The organism is Amphritea sp. GJ51-11, assembly GCF_055808735.1.
Genome location: NZ_CM147881.1, coordinates 1,336,879 through 1,354,408 on the forward strand (window position 1 = coordinate 1,336,879; position 17,530 = coordinate 1,354,408).

At 47.7% G+C, this 17,530-nt stretch carries 17 protein-coding genes; 13 read left to right on the forward strand and 4 right to left on the reverse strand.

The genetic code is table 11. The features are described 5' to 3' along the window. From AC0L4K_RS05775 to tnpC (AC0L4K_RS05790), 4 genes are all read left to right on the forward strand, one after another. Positions 1–1,341, forward strand: a complete 1,341-nt coding sequence (locus AC0L4K_RS05775; RefSeq protein WP_417228209.1) for a TRAP transporter large permease — start codon at positions 1–3, stop codon at positions 1,339–1,341. A gap of 140 nt (positions 1,342–1,481) precedes the next feature. Next, a complete protein-coding gene (gene tnpA / locus AC0L4K_RS05780) occupies positions 1,482–1,868 on the forward strand; it encodes an IS66-like element accessory protein TnpA (RefSeq protein ID WP_473268552.1) in 387 nt (128 codons plus the stop codon). After that, complete coding sequence (gene tnpB / locus AC0L4K_RS05785; RefSeq protein WP_473266752.1) at positions 1,865–2,212, forward strand: IS66 family insertion sequence element accessory protein TnpB; 348 nt, start codon at positions 1,865–1,867, stop codon at positions 2,210–2,212. The genes tnpA (AC0L4K_RS05780) and tnpB (AC0L4K_RS05785) overlap by 4 nt, the downstream gene beginning before the upstream one ends. A 51-nt stretch (positions 2,213–2,263) precedes the next feature. Continuing rightward, on the forward strand, positions 2,264–3,796 hold the full coding sequence (gene tnpC / locus AC0L4K_RS05790) for an IS66 family transposase (RefSeq protein ID WP_473268553.1): 1,533 nt from the start codon (positions 2,264–2,266) through the stop codon (positions 3,794–3,796). Positions 3,797–4,035: 239 nt separating this feature from the next. On the opposite strand, the gene AC0L4K_RS05795 is transcribed toward tnpC (AC0L4K_RS05790), so the two are convergent. The 4 genes from AC0L4K_RS05795 to yegD all read right to left on the reverse strand — a co-directional run bounded on the left by AC0L4K_RS05795 (position 4,036) and on the right by yegD (position 8,856). After that, a complete protein-coding gene (locus AC0L4K_RS05795; protein ID WP_473268554.1) occupies positions 4,036–4,305 on the reverse strand; it encodes a Txe/YoeB family addiction module toxin in 270 nt (89 codons plus the stop codon). Further along, a complete protein-coding gene (locus AC0L4K_RS05800; RefSeq protein WP_417228398.1) occupies positions 4,286–4,558 on the reverse strand; it encodes a type II toxin-antitoxin system Phd/YefM family antitoxin in 273 nt (90 codons plus the stop codon). Before AC0L4K_RS05800 ends, AC0L4K_RS05795 begins: the two co-directional genes overlap by 20 nt. Positions 4,559–5,247: 689 nt before the next feature. Then, the gene (locus tag AC0L4K_RS05805; protein WP_417228397.1) at positions 5,248–6,342 is read right to left on the reverse strand and encodes a DcaP family trimeric outer membrane transporter; all 1,095 of its coding nucleotides are present in this window, start codon (positions 6,340–6,342) and stop codon (positions 5,248–5,250) included. A 1,161-nt stretch (positions 6,343–7,503) separates the two neighbouring features. Beyond that, the gene (gene yegD, locus AC0L4K_RS05810) at positions 7,504–8,856 is read right to left on the reverse strand and encodes a molecular chaperone (protein ID WP_473268555.1); all 1,353 of its coding nucleotides are present in this window, start codon (positions 8,854–8,856) and stop codon (positions 7,504–7,506) included. A gap of 174 nt (positions 8,857–9,030) precedes the next feature. Between yegD and tnpA (AC0L4K_RS05815) the strand changes: the two genes are divergently transcribed. The 9 genes from tnpA (AC0L4K_RS05815) to traN all read left to right on the forward strand — a co-directional run bounded on the left by tnpA (AC0L4K_RS05815) (position 9,031) and on the right by traN (position 17,469). After that, a complete protein-coding gene (tnpA, locus tag AC0L4K_RS05815; RefSeq protein WP_473266831.1) occupies positions 9,031–9,417 on the forward strand; it encodes an IS66-like element accessory protein TnpA in 387 nt (128 codons plus the stop codon). After that, the gene (tnpB, locus tag AC0L4K_RS05820; RefSeq protein WP_473266752.1) at positions 9,414–9,761 is read left to right on the forward strand and encodes an IS66 family insertion sequence element accessory protein TnpB; all 348 of its coding nucleotides are present in this window, start codon (positions 9,414–9,416) and stop codon (positions 9,759–9,761) included. Before tnpA (AC0L4K_RS05815) ends, tnpB (AC0L4K_RS05820) begins: the two co-directional genes overlap by 4 nt. Before the next feature lie 51 nt (positions 9,762–9,812). Beyond that, the gene (gene tnpC, locus AC0L4K_RS05825) at positions 9,813–11,345 is read left to right on the forward strand and encodes an IS66 family transposase (RefSeq protein WP_473268556.1); all 1,533 of its coding nucleotides are present in this window, start codon (positions 9,813–9,815) and stop codon (positions 11,343–11,345) included. Between the two features lie 484 nt (positions 11,346–11,829). Next, entirely contained in the window at positions 11,830–13,362 is a 1,533-nt protein-coding gene (istA, locus tag AC0L4K_RS05830) for an IS21 family transposase (RefSeq protein WP_473267764.1), read from the forward strand. Between the two features lie 10 nt (positions 13,363–13,372). Beyond that, positions 13,373–14,113 carry an IS21-like element ISVch3 family helper ATPase IstB gene (gene istB, locus AC0L4K_RS05835; protein ID WP_473267100.1) on the forward strand — a complete coding sequence of 247 codons (741 nt, stop codon included), beginning with the start codon at positions 13,373–13,375 and terminating at the stop codon, positions 14,111–14,113. Positions 14,114–14,258: 145 nt separating this feature from the next. Next, complete coding sequence (gene tnpA, locus AC0L4K_RS05840; protein WP_473268557.1) at positions 14,259–14,645, forward strand: IS66-like element accessory protein TnpA; 387 nt, start codon at positions 14,259–14,261, stop codon at positions 14,643–14,645. Next, positions 14,642–14,989, forward strand: a complete 348-nt coding sequence (gene tnpB / locus AC0L4K_RS05845; protein ID WP_473268559.1) for an IS66 family insertion sequence element accessory protein TnpB — start codon at positions 14,642–14,644, stop codon at positions 14,987–14,989. The genes tnpA (AC0L4K_RS05840) and tnpB (AC0L4K_RS05845) overlap by 4 nt, the downstream gene beginning before the upstream one ends. A 51-nt stretch (positions 14,990–15,040) precedes the next feature. After that, positions 15,041–16,573, forward strand: coding sequence for an IS66 family transposase (gene tnpC / locus AC0L4K_RS05850; protein WP_473268560.1), 1,533 nt, complete (start codon positions 15,041–15,043; stop codon positions 16,571–16,573). Between the two features lie 500 nt (positions 16,574–17,073). Further along, positions 17,074–17,469: a conjugal transfer protein TraN gene (traN, locus tag AC0L4K_RS05855; RefSeq protein WP_473268561.1), complete on the forward strand. Its 396-nt coding sequence runs from the start codon at positions 17,074–17,076 to the stop codon at positions 17,467–17,469. Positions 17,470–17,530: the final 61 nt, after the last annotated feature.

Consider the following 17,530-nt stretch of genomic DNA (forward strand, 5'->3'; position numbering starts at 1 on the left):
ATGGATCCATTAACGTTAGGTCTTATCGGATTCGGTTGTGCGCTAGTCATGCTGGCGATTCGGATTCCTATCGCCTTCACACTTGCAGGCGTTTCAACTGCTTTTGTTTTTATTATTTTTGCTACACGCTCCGGCGGCTTTGAAGTCGAACGCGCCATAGCACCAACCCTATCAATGGTGTTTGCTAATACCTTTGATCTGGTGCACTCCTATGATCTGAGTATGATTCCATTGTTTGTCTTATTAGGGCATGTGGCTTATCACACCGGAATGACAACCGATATTTATCATGCGGCTCGCATTTGGCTGATGAAAGTCCCTGGTGGTGTCGCCATGGCGTCGGTATTTGGTTGTGGTGGTTTTTCTGCGATCACCGGTTCGAGTATTGCTTGTGCATCCGCAATGGGTAAAATTTGTTGCCCTGAGATGCTGCGGGCGGGTTACGATCAACGTTTGGCGACCTCGACAGTTGCGGTTGGCGGAACCCTAGGTTCATTGATTCCGCCAAGTGTGCTTTTCATTATCTACGGTATCTTTACCGAAATGTCGATTAACCGTCTCTTCTTGGCCGGTGTTATTCCAGGATTACTTTCTCTGGCTGGCTTTTTGGTGGTTATCTATATTTGGGTTAAACGTAACCCTGAAGCGGCGCCTATTCCAGATGTGCAACTCGTCAAGGGTGATCGTCGTAAAGCGGCTATAAAATGTTGGCCCGCTCTGACTTTGTTTGGGATTATCATTGGCGGAATTTACGGCGGCATCTTTACCGCAACAGAAGCCGCCGCGATCAGTGCTTTTGTCGCCGTGCTGGTGGGTGTTTTACAAAAGAAACTGAATTGGAAACAGTTCGTTCAATCGGTAAAAGAAACCTGTACCCAGACTACCTCGATCTTTTTTATCGCCGCGGGTGCTAAAATCTTTGTCGGCTTTGTTGCCTTAACCGGCATGGCTCCTGCGCTGGTGGATATTGTAGAGTCTGCCGATGTGTCACTGTGGTTGTTGCTAGTCATGATCGCCGGTGTCTATCTGCTGTTAGGTATGTTCCTCGATCCACTGGGTATTTTAGTACTGACGCTACCGTTCTTAATCCCAATGGTAGAAGGTTATGGACTGGATCTCGTTTGGTTTGGTGTTGTCGTGATTAAACTGCTCGAAATCAGTTTGATAACACCGCCTGTGGGACTTAACGTGTTTGTGATCGCCAGTGTCACCACCCCGGCAGTGAAGGTGTATGACATCTTTATGGGTGTATTGCGCTTCTTGGTCATGGATATCATGGTCCTTATTGCGCTCATTGCGTTCCCTATATTGTCCTTGCTGCTGCCCACCACGATGTTCTAGTACATCGTTTTTTTCATCTCCGCCCGTCTTTTGACATTGGGCATTCAGCGTCTCTTAATATGTAAGCGTCGACTGCTCACACGTTGCTTGAAAATAAGTGAGATGCGAAGTTCCCATTTAAAAATAGATGGGAACGTAACATGCATAAATCCACACTACCGCCACGACGTCGATATCCCCCCGAACTGAAACTCAAGATAGTTCATGAAGCGATTACTGGCCCTGAGTCTAAGGCGGCTATTGCGCGTGAATATGACATCAACGCAAATATGTTGTCGAACTGGATTAGAGAGTTTCGGAACGAGGCTCGCTGGGTGAAGAAAGCAAACTCGCCCATGATACCTATGATTATTGTTGATGATTCAACTGATCAGCACGTGCCAAATCACCAACCATGTGCGCAGACACCAGAGTCGACACGGCCCTCTATGTCAGTTATGAGTATCCGGTTTAACTCAGGCCATCAGCTCAATTTGAGTAATCCGACGGATACTCAGCTCGGTCAGATCTTGAGGGCACTGGTATGATGGGGTTACCTTCAGGTACACGTGTTTGGCTGATCGCCGGACATACGGATATGCGCAAAGGCTTTGATGGTCTTGCTGGTGTTGTCCAATATCAGATTGATAAAGATCCCTTTTCAGGGCAGCTCTTTGTGTTCCGAGGAAGGCGTGGTGACCGGATCAAAGTGCTCTGGTGGGACGGTCAAGGACTCTGCCTGTTTTATAAGCGTCTTGAACAGGGCCGATTCGTTTGGCCTCAGGCGAAAAATGGTGTTATTCACCTATCGACTGCGCAGCTCTCTATGCTGCTCGAAGGGATAGACTGGAGAGCTCCAAAACGTACTAATCGACCACATTTGTCTGCTTGAAAACCTAATAAATACGGGGATTTCAGAGGGGGTTCTGATAAAATATACCTCATGAAAATGACCGCGGATTCCCTGCCCAATGATCCTGAACTGCTCAAGCAGATAGTGCTTTCTATGCAGCAGAATCTGACGGTGGAGCGGACCCGAAATGAGCATCTTGAGCTACGTCTTGCTGCGCTGCTTCGGAACCGTTTTGGCCGTTCCAGTGAACGCACGGATAGTACTGATCAGCTTGATTTTCTGATCGAAGATACCGAAACAGCGATCGCTCAGATATCTCCAAACTCCACAGTGTCTGCGCGGTCATCTTCCACCTCGCGCGGCCGTAAACGCTTTAGCGAATCACTCCCGCGTGAAGAGCACCGCCATGAACCCGCAAGCTGTCACTGTCCTGACTGTGGAGGGAAGATGAAACTAATCGGGGAAGACCTCTCTGAGATGCTGCACGTGGTGCCGGAACAGTATGTGGTTCTGCAACAGGTTCGCCCTAAGTATGGCTGTAGTGCTTGCGATCAGATCGCTCAAGCACCTGCGCAAGAACGCGTCATTGATAAAGGGATCGCCTCGGCTGCACTGATCGCTCAGGTCATCGTTGATAAATACGCAGATCACTTGCCACTCTATCGTCAGGAAGGACGCTTCAAGCGTTCAGATATCGAACTGGATCGTTCGACGTTAGCGGGTTGGGTTGGCCGTGCCGGTGCGCTGTTAGAGCCCTTGGTGCAGGCCATCCGCACGCATGTGATGTCAGCACACAAACTCCATGCGGATGATACAACGGCACCAACGCTCAAGCCCGGAAATAACAAAACCCTAACGGGGCGCTACTGGAACTACGTACGAGATGATCGTCCCTGGGGAGGCGATGCAGCGCCTGCTGTTTGGTTCCAGTACAGTACCACCCGGTCAGGAAAAGAACCTGCCGCTCACTTGAAGGGTTATCGCGGGATCATCCAGACTGATGCTTATGCGGGTTATAACCTTGCCGTTCAGTCCGGCATCACGCGAGCGGGTTGCTGGGCTCATGTCCGCAGAAAGTTCTTCGAGCTTGCTGAATCGACAAAAAGCCCTGTTGCGCTGGAAGCCGTTGAACGAATAAACGCGTTGTATCAGGTTGAAAAACAGATCAAGGGTAAGCCGCCGGATGAACGGCAATATGATAGGCAGAAAAATGCCAAACCTTTGATGGATGATCTGTATACCTGGTTAGATCAGACCCTTCGACAATGCTCTAAAGGCTCGGCTTTGGGACGAGCGATCAACTATGCTCGCAAACAATGGGATAGCCTGACGCGGTACCTTGATGATGGCCGTATAGAAATAGACAACAACGCCGCTGAGCGGGCTATCCGCCCACTAGCGCTGGGGCGGAAGAATCACCTATTCGCCGGTTCTGAGGATGGAGGGCATTATGGTGCTGCGCTTTATAGCATCATGGGCACAGCGAAGCTCAACGGTATCGACCCAAAGGCCTACCTGACAGCCGTGCTAAAACGGATCAACAATACCAAGACCACAGATATTGAAAGTCTGCTGCCTTGGAATATCAATCTCAATGACTCTCAGGTAACCGAAGCGATTTAAGGTGTGAGCAGTCTACGCTTACCTTAATATGATTAAGAGGCGCTTTTTTTGGGGGGAGCCTACCAGAGCACGCCTCCTACAACAAACATCACTTTCGTGGAAAGATATAACACCGAGGGGCATTCACATCGTGATTAGATGCCACTACAGGTAGAGCTCACAAGTGACTGCAGTTGGCTAAATTACTTGCTGTACTCCTAATTTAGCAGTGAGCGTGGCGTTAAATTGCTCAAGCGAATTCAGAGGTCTTCGTAGTGGCCTCCGATGGCAAAAATATATATTGAATGATCGTCAAATTTATAAATTAATCTATCCTTTTGCGACATTCTCTTCGACCAGAATCCTGTTAAATTATGCCGTAGCTGCTCAGGTTTACCTATTCCTTGGCTTGGGTCCCCTCGAAGCATTTCTTTTAGTAATTTGCATAGGGTTTTGTGTAGCTTCTTATCTTTTTCTCTTAGCGCTTCGTAGGTTTCCCACGTATTCCCTTCAAATACCAGTGATCTCATTTAATTCCTCACTGGTTGGTGTGTAGCCGTTGCCCTTTTCGTGTGTTGCCATACCTTGGGCGATCTGCTTCATTAAGCTGTTATTTTGTAGTACGTAGAGGGTTTCCTGTTCTCTTTCCCAGTCTTCGGCGCTCATAACGACAAATGCTTCCCCGGCTCTACGTGTAACCTTTATAGGGGCGTGATCATTAACTACCTGTTCTACATAGGTTTTTAATTTATCTCTAAACTGGTTTACGCTTACTGTATCCATAATACTCACCAAGTGTACGGTAATTCGGTACAAGTCTAGTCAATAAGCCTTAGCAAAGCAATTTACCGCATCACCACGGCGTTGTTTGTTTTATGCTATTGAGCTACGCTGGCAAAAAACAATGCTACGGCCGGTGGTAACAGTATTATACGGAGTAAGCGTGACCGAAGCCGTCTTTAGAGAGTTACTTCAGGCTGCATAGTTATGTCGCACTTCGGAGTTGAGTTCGCGGATGAGTTTGATAAGAGCATACGTTTTTCAGTGAACGGGTAATGGCGACGGAAAAAAGACGATCGAAAATATAATTTATTTAACAAGTAAAACCATCCGACGCATACTACGCGGCAGCTTTGAGCATCATAGCTGTCAGATATGTCCTACAGTCTTTGGCCTAAGAGAAAACTGCGGCGACAACCGACTAAACAAACATTACCGCTGGTGAAGCAGAGGATAGAGCTACAAATACTAGGATTACAACCAGACTATTATGCTGAGCCTTGGCAATAAGGTAGAGAAGGGTATTGAGTTCGTGCTTTAGTGAATCTGAGTCATGCAGCCTATCTAACGAAAGAAGAGCCATTATCCGGAAGGGGGCGGATAATAGCTCTATCTATTAAGTCCTTAGAAGCCGTTAATCAATAGCGGCATGGTGTCTGACGTGGACTCGTTATTCAGACGCCATCGTGGGCTTAGAACAGGTAACGGGCAGAGAATTGAATGCGGTTCAAGCCGTTATCAGAAGAGCCATCAGCGAAGTCAAGATTTGTGCGCTGTACTTCAGCGCCAAAACGTACTCGCTTATTAAGGTCCCAAAGTACATTGGCATGCAGAGATTGAGTGCCGTCTAAGGTCGTTGCAGTGATAATATTAGCGTCCGCTTGAGTGGCAGAATACATCAACGTCGAACGTACATCTTTGTTCCAAAGGTGACGGTAAGCTAGCGAAGCGCCAAAGGAATTAACGGTGTCAAAAGTGCTGCCTGAACCTTCTGTTGCAGGGTGTATAAGGCCCATATAGCGACCCAACGCACCGCCATTTAACTGCATCCGAATATCATCGGTTTTACCAATCTTAACTTTACTGGTTAAGCTGACAGCTGCTGCTGTTTCGGTGTCTCCAGTTGAGCTTTTTAACTGACGTAGCATCATCGCCGCAGAGCCGTGAAAGCCATCGCTGTTATAGTCATAGCGCGCGATCAGGTCAGGCATAGAACCAGTGTCTGTGGTGCCTGTTTGTGGGTTTTCTGCCGCCAGCATTACTTTACTGTTACCGAATGGCATCGTATAGCGTACTTGCGCTTGTCGAACAAAAATGGTGCTTTTATGTTGGCCAAAGTCAATAATCTCACCTAAGTGAGCTAGATCCATGAACGTTGTCCAAGTTTGACCCATGAGAAGGCCATCCATTTCACCATAGGCATGACGCAGACGCAGGCCGTGTGAGTTAGAAACGATTTCATTACCCCCACTACCGTAAAAGTCCCCTTCGATATGTGTTTTTAGCGTTGAGCCATTGATCAATGTAGATGTTTTCAACCAGAAACGCGACTCACGTGCGCTCATATCTAGGTTGTCGTCATCATCACTATTACCGTTTCTTAGATCAGATATCTTAACGATAGTGCCGTTACCGGTATATTCAAAGTTATTGTAACTCGCATCAAATTTGACATACCCACCAATGTTGAAATCGGTATCACCTGCTTTGAATTCAGCAGCATAGAGTGACGAAGTAAGCGACGCAGCACTCATAGCTACAACTAGTAGGGATTTTCTTATTTTCATACATATTCCTATCATCGATTAGAAAACCGATTTCAATTCGTTTTATTTTTAGAATATAGTTTCGCCAGGCGAACTAGAATGTATTTATACAGAAACTAGATATCGCATGCAATGGTATTGTTTTCATTTTTATATTATTTTGAGATGTTAACTGATTATTGGCGGGTAAAGACTCTCGATAATTGGTTGCAATCGTGACGGGCGCGGTGCTGTTCTTCGATGACGTAACGTCGGTCAGTCTAGAAGTCATCGCTCAGTTTTCGTTGAGTACCCTCGGCGATGAGGATGGAGCTATTTAAAGTGCTCAGAGGGAGGGCATACGCTGCAGGAGTGATTCTGGTACTGACAAGTTAACGCGCATCGGGTAACAATCTTCTTATAGAAAAACTAACTTGCTACTACAAACGCCACCGACTCCCAGCTGAAATCATCTAATGCGCGATATGGTTGTACTACTGACTCAATCTTAGCCATCGAGACATTGAAGATTTGCTTGCTGACTGAGGTATTGATGTCAGCTATGAGTTCATTCGTTTGTGGTGCATTAAATTCGGCCCCATATACTCCAGGCGATTGATGCGTAAGTACCTGATACATTCTACATTGACGAAGTTTTCGTGAAGATGGGTGGAAAACAGCACTGTCTGCGGCGAGCAGTAAATCAGGATGGTGAAGTGGTGGCGTATTCTTACAGGAACGTCGGCACGGTAAGGCGGCCAAGCGGTTCTTTAGACGACTACTGTAGAGCCACACTGGTGAGCCGGGGACAATAGTAACGGATAAGTTGCGAAGTTATGGTGTTGCTCATCGAGAATTGATCCTTGAGACGATTCACTACATGCCCACAACAGAGCAGAGCTGCCACATCAACTGCCTCGGATGAGAGAGCGGGTAATGGGGCGGATCAAGTCACCCCGGCCGGCTCAGTATTTTGTCAGTGTCCACGCTGCTGTTCACAAGGTGTTCAATCTCGGGGTATCTTGTTGCGGCTAGGCACTTCCGAAACCTCAGGAGAAGTGCGTTTGTATGTCGAAAGGATGCAGGGCCTAACAGCAGAGCAGGGAGTTTGGCTTTCGTTGAGACGTTAATTTGTCAGTACTAGGGTTGGGGGCGTCAGTCCCATTTCCCTAGTTAAAAAACAATCAAATTTGAAAATAGCATTCATTTGAAACATAAATCCGCCCATCGAGCCAACCCTTCAGTAACAGAGCTTAGATAGTTTCCACTAGCAATAGGTGTATTGGGAAGCACCGATTTAACGGTCTCTCGCACAATAGGAGAACGCGATGAACCGCCTGTTATATACACCACATCCGGAGTGACTTCTCCTTGCAGCAATATCTCTTTAATTAAACTTTTAATCTGACGCATTGGCTCAGCAATTGATTTTTCCATCTGCTCAGAGAATATTGGAATATCAATCTTCTCAGAGAGTAAATCGATGCTTGCTAGATACTCAGATTGGTCTGAAAGTGCAATTTTTGCCTTTTCAGCCTCCCCGACAACCATGTGACCTAACGTTTTTTGATGCAACTGAATAAGCCTTTGTATCTTTTCTGGATACATAGCTTCTGCACGGAGCCGCTTCAATATTTCTAAATTCTCATACGAATAAAATTTGCGTTGTGCGTTGACATCATTCGTTGCAACAGCCTCCCAAAAAAACATCGTAGGCATTGCTTTACCTGACTTATAATTCGTTTCCTTACCAAACTCAGGCATGAATCGCTGAAACGCTATAGACATATCTAAATTGTTACCACCCACCGACTTTCCTGCATGTGCTAAAAGCGTCTCGGGGCGGTCTTTTTTTGTTAGCCACTTCGGCCCCATACGTATCATGGAACAGTCAGAGGTACCCCCGCCAATATCAACGACGAGTACATTCTTCTCTGTAGTTAGGGTTGACTCAAAATCCAAACCCGCTGCTACAGGTTCAAATTGAAACTCAATATGCTTAAATCCAGCCCTAGAAGCGGCGCTATACAATATTCCTTCAGCCTGAATATTAGATTTTTCACCACCCAGAGTATTAAAAACCACAGGTCTACCTATTACCGTTTCGGTGATTTCTCGACCTAAATACGCTTCTGCTCTGCTTTTGATGTTAGCCATCATGGCACAAACGATATCTTCAAATAATGCTAGTTGGGGTTCTCGTAATTGTAGCGTTCCTAAAAAGGACTTCGGTGACTTTACGTAGTAGACGTAATCCGGGTCTTCTAGGTATAGATTTAAAGCCTGTTTGCCAAAAAGTACATCATCTAATCTAACGTCCAAACCTTCGGCACGGTTGTCTGACATCGCACGGCTGAGAACGGCTTCACCGGCACCACTCGACGGTGCAATATTTAAGCAACGAAAAAGATACTCTGATACCGCTGCACGAGTTGGAGCGCACAATGCTGATAGAATAAACGTTTCGTTCTCTGATAAAGGAATCGTTTGAACATGACCATTCACAACATGCGCAACTGAACAATTAGATGTTCCAAAATCAAAGCCAATAGCCATTATTCACTCTCAATACTGTATCTTTATTCACAGATTCATTTTAATTTATTTGTGTACGTTCATTCACTAAGACAACCGCTGTGAATGAGATAGTCGTAAGCGTGGACTGCTCACACGTTGCCTGAAAATAAGTGAGATGCGAAGTTCCCATTTAAAAATAGATGGGAACGTAACATGCATAAATCCACACTACCGCCACGACGTCGATATCCCCCCGAACTGAAACTCAAGATAGTTCATGAAGCGATTACAGGCCCTGAGTCTAAGGCGGCGATTGCGCGTGAATATGACATCAACGCAAATATGTTGTCGAACTGGATTAGAGAGTTTCGGAACGAGGCTCGCTGGGTGAAGAAAGCAAACTCGCCCATGATACCTATGATTGTTGTTGATGATTCAACTGATCAGCACGCGCCAAATCACCAACCATGTGCGCAGACACCAGAGTCGACACGGCCCTCTATGTCAGTTATGAGTATCCGGTTTAACTCAGGCCATCAGCTCAATTTGAGTAATCCGACGGATACCCAGCTCGGTCAGATCTTGAGGGCACTGGTATGATGGGGTTACCTTCAGGTACACGTGTTTGGCTGATCGCCGGTCATACGGATATGCGCAAAGGCTTTGATGGTCTTGCTGGTGTTGTCCAATATCAGATTGATAAAGATCCCTTTTCAGGGCAGCTCTTTGTGTTCAGAGGAAGGCGTGGTGACCGGATCAAAGTGCTCTGGTGGGACGGTCAAGGACTCTGCCTGTTTTATAAGCGTCTTGAACAGGGCCGATTCGTTTGGCCTCAGGCGAAAAATGGCGTTATTCACCTATCGACTGCGCAGCTCTCTATGCTGCTCGAAGGGATAGACTGGAGAGCTCCCAAACGTACTAATCGACCACATTTGTCTGCTTGAAAATCTAATAAATACGGGGATTTCAGAGGGTATTCTGATAAAATATACCTCATGAAAATGACCGCTGATTCCCTGCCCAATGATCCTGAACTGCTCAAGCAGATAGTGCTTTCTATGCAGCAGAACCTGACGATGGAGCGGACCCGAAATGAGCATCTTGAGCTACGTCTTGCTGCGCTGCTTCGGAACCGCTTTGGCCGTTCCAGTGAACGCACGGATAGTACTGATCAGCTTGACCTTCTGATCGAAGATACCGAAACAGCGATCGCTCAGATATCGCCAAACTCCATAGTGTCTGCGCGGTCATCTTCCACCTCGCGCGGCCGTAAACGCTTTAGCGAATCACTCCCGCGTGAAGAGCGCCGTCATGAACCCGCAAGCTGTCACTGTCCTGACTGTGGAGGGAAGATGAAACTAATCGGGGAAGACCTCTCTGAGATGCTGCACGTGGTGCCGGAACAGTATGTGGTTCTGCAACAGGTTCGCCCTAAGTATGGCTGTAGTGCTTGCGATCAGATCGCTCAAGCACCTGCGCAAGAACGCGTCATTGATAAAGGGATCGCCTCGGCTGCACTGATCGCTCAGGTCATCGTTGATAAATACGCAGATCACTTGCCACTCTATCGTCAGGAAGGACGCTTCAAGCGTTCAGATATCGAACTGGATCGTTCGACGTTAGCGGGTTGGGTTGGCCGTGCCGGTGCGCTGTTAGAGCCCTTGGTGCAGGCCATCCGCACGCATGTGATGTCAGCACACAAACTCCATGCAGATGATACAACGGCACCAACGCTCAAGCCCGGAAATAACAAAACCCTAACGGGGCGCTACTGGAACTACGTACGAGATGATCGTCCCTGGGGCGGTGATGCAGCGCCTGCTGTTTGGTTCCAGTACAGTACCACCCGGTCAGGAAAAGAACCTGCCGCTCACTTGAAGGGTTATCGCGGGATCATCCAGACTGATGCTTATGCGGGTTATAACCTTGCCGTTCAGTCCGGCATCACGCGAGCGGGTTGCTGGGCTCATGTCCGCAGAAAGTTCTTCGAGCTTGCTGAATCGACAAAAAGCCCTGTTGCGCTGGAAGCCGTTGAACGAATAAACGCGTTGTATCAGGTTGAAAAACAGATCAAGGGTAAGCCGCCAGATGAACGGCAACATGATAGGCAGAAAAATGCCAAACCTTTGATGGACGATCTGTATACCTGGTTAGATCAGACCCTTCGACAATGCTCTAAAGGCTCTGCTTTGGGACGAGCGATCAACTATGCTCGCAAACAATGGGATAGCCTGACGCGGTACCTTGATGATGGCCGTATAGAAATAGACAACAACGCCGCTGAGCGGGCTATCCGCCCACTAGCGCTGGGGCGGAAGAATCACCTATTCGCCGGTTCTGAGGATGGAGGGCATTATGGTGCTGCGCTTTATAGCATCATGGGCACAGCGAAGCTCAACGGTATCGACCCAAAGGCCTACCTGACAGCCGTGCTAAAACGGATCAACAATACCAAGACCACAGATATTGAAAGTCTGCTGCCTTGGAATATCAATCTCAATGACTCTCAGGTAACCGAAGCGATTTAAGGTGTGAGCAGTCTACGCTTACAGATAGTCTAAAAATCTATACTTTTCTTATCATTTCAAATGCTTAATGTTGAAACAGGATGCACCCTAGGCGATCAGCGGGTAACGATGAACATAGATGATAAAGTCTTTACTAATAGGTGGGTGACATGCTCAGGCTCGAAGATTAAAAGTGAATTGTCTCATGGGAAGGGCTTATTCGCATCTTCCTTAGAAGCCGTACCTTACTTGGAATGTAAGCGTGGACTGCTCACTGCGTATTTCGGAGCATTCCGAACAGCCATTTCGGTATGATCCGAACACCTATTTCGGTTTAATCCGAACGCACATTCCGCGATTATCCGAACACTTTTAAGCGAACTCCGAAATCAGCGTTCGGAATAGCGAAAACCGCGTTCGGAATGCCCGAAATCCTTCCTTTTTCTCTTTTAAATCAATAGCTCGCTATTCTTTACTTCTTAAAAAAGAACGTAAGGAAGCGACAATGGCTAAAAAGAGAACTCCAATGAACAAAATCAAAGAGGTATTACGCCTTAAGTACGAGTGTGGGTTGTCCTACCGTAGTATTGCCAGTTGTCTCAATGTCAGCCTTGCAACAGTCTCAGAACTTGTCGCTCGCTTTAAGCAAAGTCAGATAGGCTGGCCTCTCCCAGAAGGTTGCAGTGATACAGACCTTACTAAAGCTCTTTATCATTCGAAGAAAGCCAGTCGACACAAGGTCATGCCAGACTTCGCTCAGTACGCTGTCGAACTCAAGCGTAAAGGCATGACAAAGATGTTGTTGTGGCAGGAATACCATGAGCAATATCAAGAGCAGGCTTACGCTTACACTCAGTTCTGCGAGCACTTCACTCGTTGGTTCAAAACCCAAAAGCGCAGCATGCGTCAGCTCCATGTTGCAGGTGACAAGCTGTTTATCGATTACTGTGGGCCTCGGCTTCAAGTCGTCAACCCTGATACAGGTGAAGTGCGCGAAGCCGAAGTATTCGTAGCGACCTTAGGCGCGTCAAATTACACCTATGTTGAAGCCTTCCCTAGTCAAGGTAAGTCTTACTGGTTAGAGGCGCATGCGAATGTGTTCGAACACTTCGGCGGTGTACCACAGCTCTTGGTTCCCGATAACCTGCGTAGCGCGGTCACCAAAGCTAATCGCTATGAGCCAAGACTTAATGACAGCTATCAAAAACTGGCAAATCACTATCAAACTGCTGTGATGCCTGCTCGCCCCTACAAACCGAAAGACAAAGCCAAGGCAGAGAATGCCGTGCTCCTAGTGGAACGTTGGATCATGATGCGGCTACGACACCAAACCTTCCATACCTTCAAAGAGCTGAACTTGGCCATCCGTGAGCTTATGAATGACTTAAATCAACGTGAGATGAAACAGTATGGTGCAAGTCGTAAAGCGCTGTTCGACAAACTCGATAAACCTGCATTGAAGCCACTGCCTAAGCAGCGATACCTATATACCGAAACCAAACGAGCCAAAGTGGGGCCTGATTATCACATCGAATATCGCCGCCATTACTACTCGGTTCCTCATCAGCTTGTTGGCCATCATGTCGAACTGGAAGCTTCCAACCGTTTGGTGCAAATCTACCATCAAGGTAACTTGGTCGCTCAGCACCCACGTAGCCAAAGGGAGCACGGAAACAGCACTCAACCAGAGCACATGCCGAGTAATCATCAACATCAAAAGTGGTCGCCTGGACGCTTACTCAACTGGGGAGCCAATATCGGCCCAGCCACACGAGAAGTTGTCAATAAGATGCTTAACTCCAAGCCTCATCCAGAGCAGTCTTATCGTTCTTGTCTGGGGTTACTCAACCTAAGCAAAGCCCATGGTGAATCGCGCCTAGAGCAAGCCTGTAAAGATGCACTGATGCTGACAAAACCCAATTACACCTTCGTCAACAATCTACTCAAGAACAATCGTGAAGGGCAACTGAGTAAAGACAAAGCGAATACGCCGAACCTTGTTCACAGCAATGTTCGAGGCCCGACCTGTTATCACTAGGAGAAAAGATATGAACGCACTTAATGATCAACTCAAAAGCCTCCGCTTGAGCCATGCGGCGAAAGCGTTAGAGCAGCAACAAGAGCAACTGACCACTTACGCAGAGCTGAACTTCGAGGAGCGGTTAAGCTTGCTTCTGGAAAGCGAGATCTTGAACCGTAATCAGAGCAAAATACAACGCTTAAAACGACAAGCTAAGCTGAGAGTGGATGCGCAACCGAGTCAACTCATCTACAAGGAGGGACGAAACCTCAATCGCAAACAGATGAGCGAACTTCTGACGGGGAGTTATCTGCACAAGCACCAGAATATCTTGATTACAGGCCCAACAGGTGCAGGAAAAACCTATCTTGGTTGCGCTCTGGCAACCAGCGCCTGCGACCAACAGCAAACCGTCAGATACTACCGCTTAACTCGCTTGCTTGATGATCTGACCGCAGGTCGTCTGGATGGTAGCTATCAAAAGCAACTTCAGTCTCTCGCTAAAAAAGCCCTGCTTATCCTAGACGACTGGGGGATGGAAAAACTGACTCAAGAGCATGCTGGTCACTTGTTAGAAGTGCTTGAAGACCGCTACCAAAACAGCAGCACAATCGTCATCAGTCAGTTACCTGTCAAGGAGTGGCACAACATGATCGGCAACGCCACCGTCGCAGACGCTCTAATGGATCGTCTAGTTCACAATAGTCATCGAATAGAACTGGGAGGAGAGTCAATGAGAAAACTGGCGCAATCCGAACACTTAGAGTAAAAATAGGGAAAGAGAAAAAGTGCTGGTTCAGGTGTTCGGAATAAACCGAAACAAGCGTTCGCAATCACCGAAATACGCAGCTCACACGTTGCCTGAAAATAAGTGAGATGCGAAGTTCCCATTTAAAAATAGATGGGAACGTAACATGCATAAATCCACACTACCGCCACGACGTCGATATCCCCCCGAACTGAAACTCAAGATAGTTCATGAAGCGATTACAGGCCCTGAGTCTAAGGCGGCGATTGCGCGTGAATATGACATCAACGCAAATATGTTGTCGAACTGGATTAGAGAGTTTCGGAACGAGGCTCGCTGGGTGAAGAAAGCAAACTCGCCCATGATACCTATGATTGTTGTTGATGATTCAACTGATCAGCACGCGCCAAATCACCAACTATGTGCGCAGACACCAGAGTCGACACGGCCCTCTATGTCAGTTATGAGTATCCGGTTTAACTCAGGCCATCAGCTCAATTTGAGTAATCCGACGGATACCCAGCTCGGTCAGATCTTGAGGGCACTGGTATGATGGGGTTACCTTCAGGTACACGTGTTTGGCTGATCGCCGGTCATACGGATATGCGCAAAGGCTTTAATGGTCTTGCTGGTGTTGTCCAATATCAGATTGATAAAGATCCCTTTTCAGGGCAGCTCTTTGTGTTCAGAGGAAGGCGTGGTGACCGGATCAAAGTGCTCTGGTGGGACGGTCAAGGACTCTGCCTGTTTTATAAGCGTCTTGAACAGGGTCGATTCGTTTGGCCTCAGGCGAAAAATGGCGTTATTCATCTATCGACTGCGCAGCTCTCTATGCTGCTCGAAGGGATAGACTGGAGAGCTCCAAAACGTACTAATCGACCACATTTGTCTGCTTGAAAACCTAATAAATACGGGGATTTCAGAGGGGGTTCTGATAAAATATACCTCATGAAAATGACCGCTGATTCCCTGCCCAATGATCCTGAACTGCTCAAGCAGATAGTGCTTTCTATGCAGCAGAATCTGACGGTGGAGCGGACCCGAAATGAGCATCTTGAGCTACGTCTTGCTGCGCTGCTTCGGAACCGTTTTGGCCGTTCCAGTGAACGCACGGATAGTACTGATCAGCTTGACCTTCTGATCGAAGATACCGAAACAGCGATCGCTCAGATATCGCCAAACTCCACAGTGTCTGCGCGGTCATCTTCCACCTCGCGCGGCCGTAAACGCTTTAGCGAATCACTCCCGCGTGAAGAGCACCGCCATGAACCCGCAAGCTGTCACTGTCCTGACTGTGGAGGGAAGATGAAACTAATCGGGGCAGACCTCTCTGAGATGCTGCACGTGGTGCCGGAACAGTATGTGGTTCTGCAACAGGTTCGCCCTAAGTATGGCTGTAGTGCTTGCGATGAGATCACTCAAGCACCTGCGCAAGAACGCGTCATTGATAAAGGGATCGCCTCGGCTGCACTGATCGCTCAGGTCATCGTTGATAAATACGCAGATCACTTGCCACTCTATCGTCAGGAAGGACGCTTCAAGCGTTCAGATATCGAACTGGATCGTTCGACGTTAGCGGGTTGGGTTGGCCGTGCCGGTGCGCTGTTAGAGCCCTTGGTGCAGGCCATCCGCACGCATGTGATGTCAGCACACAAACTCCATGCGGATGATACAACGGCACCAACGCTCAAGCCCGGAAATAACAAAACCCTAACGGGGCGCTACTGGAACTACGTACGAGATGATCGTCCCTGGGGAGGCGATGCAGCGCCTGCTGTTTGGTTCCAGTACAGTACCACCCGGTCAGGAAAAGAACCTGCCGCTCACTTGAAGGGTTATCGCGGGATCATCCAGACTGATGCTTATGCGGGTTATAACCTTGCCGTTCAGTCCGGCATCACGCGAGCGGGTTGCTGGGCTCATGTCCGCAGAAAGTTCTTCGAGCTTGCTGAATCGACAAAAAGCCCTGTTGCGCTGGAAGCCGTTGAACGAATAAACGCGTTGTATCAAGTTGAAAAACAGATCAAGGGTAAACCGCCGGATGAACGGCAACATGATAGGCAGAAAAATGCCAAACCTTTGATGGACGATCTGTATACCTGGTTAGATCAGACCCTTCGACAATGCTCTAAAGGCTCGGCTTTGGGACGAGCGATCAACTATGCTCGCAAACAATGGGATAGCCTGACGCGGTATCTTGATGATGGCCGTATAGAAATAGACAACAACGCCGCTGAGCGGGCTATTCGCCCACTAGCGCTGGGGCGGAAGAATCACCTATTCGCCGGTTCTGAGGATGGAGGGCATTATGGTGCTGCGCTTTATAGCATCATGGGCACAGCGAAGCTCAACGGTATCGACCCAAAGGCCTACCTGACAGCCGTGCTAAAACGGATCAACAATACCAAGACCACAGATATTGAAAGTCTGCTGCCTTGGAATATCAATCTCAATGACTCTCAGGTAACCGAAGCGATTTAAGGTGTGAGCAGTCTACGCTTACCTTGGAATTCCGCAATAAGCCAATCTGCTGCGATGTTTTTTAGTTCGTCGTGTTTTGTGCCCCTCGATCACCCAGTGAACAAACGCATGGTCGCGATTTTATAAAGTCCACAGATCACTGTGGTCAATGGTGTTTCAGTTTGTGAATCCTACTTTGCCCCAAGCCCAGTGGCTGGCATATCGCCTTTGTGTCGGCGTGTTCAAGTGAGTGTGGATGATAAAAGCTATACGGGTGATGAAAATGAGGCGTGCCAAGTGCTTGAAGCGAATCCTTCCTGTGGCTTCATGTTGTCAGAATGTGCCGAAACCAACGATAAAGGTGAATGCATTCGTTTTACCGGTACCTATGACTGTGGATTGCAAACCAACGATCCAAAGTGTGTGGTATCCAATCTTATGCCGAGTAGTTTTGATGCCTGTGAGCCTACTCAGACGATTACGCCATTTACTGAAACCAAGCATGTACCTGATTACCAGATGTGCGAAAAGATCAGCACGTTTACTCTGCCTGTGTTGAGAAACGGCAGTCATATTGCTGCTTTACTTTGCCGCTTTCACGGATCATTCAGGAACAAGTGCGTCCGCAACTTGGTCTTGGCTGGGGCAGTGCGAAGCCTCCAAACTGTGAAGGTTTGACCGCGAGTCAGTTAAACCAGATGGATTGGAGCAAAGTCAATCTGGATGAATGGATAGGTATCTTGTCGATAACAGGAAACCTACCCGAAATACCGTCCCTGGATCTGGAAAGACTCAGTACGCTAAACGTTGATGGAAATCGTCAGAGTGCCGCAGACAGAGCCATTGAACGGCTAAACGGAATGGATGCCCAGGAACTGCGTCAGGATGCGACGGAAGAAACTTTGGGGAATAATTGATTTGATAATTCACCGTATCCGTGTGTGTTAAATTGTTGTTTGGTTCGGGATGTCCTGAAAT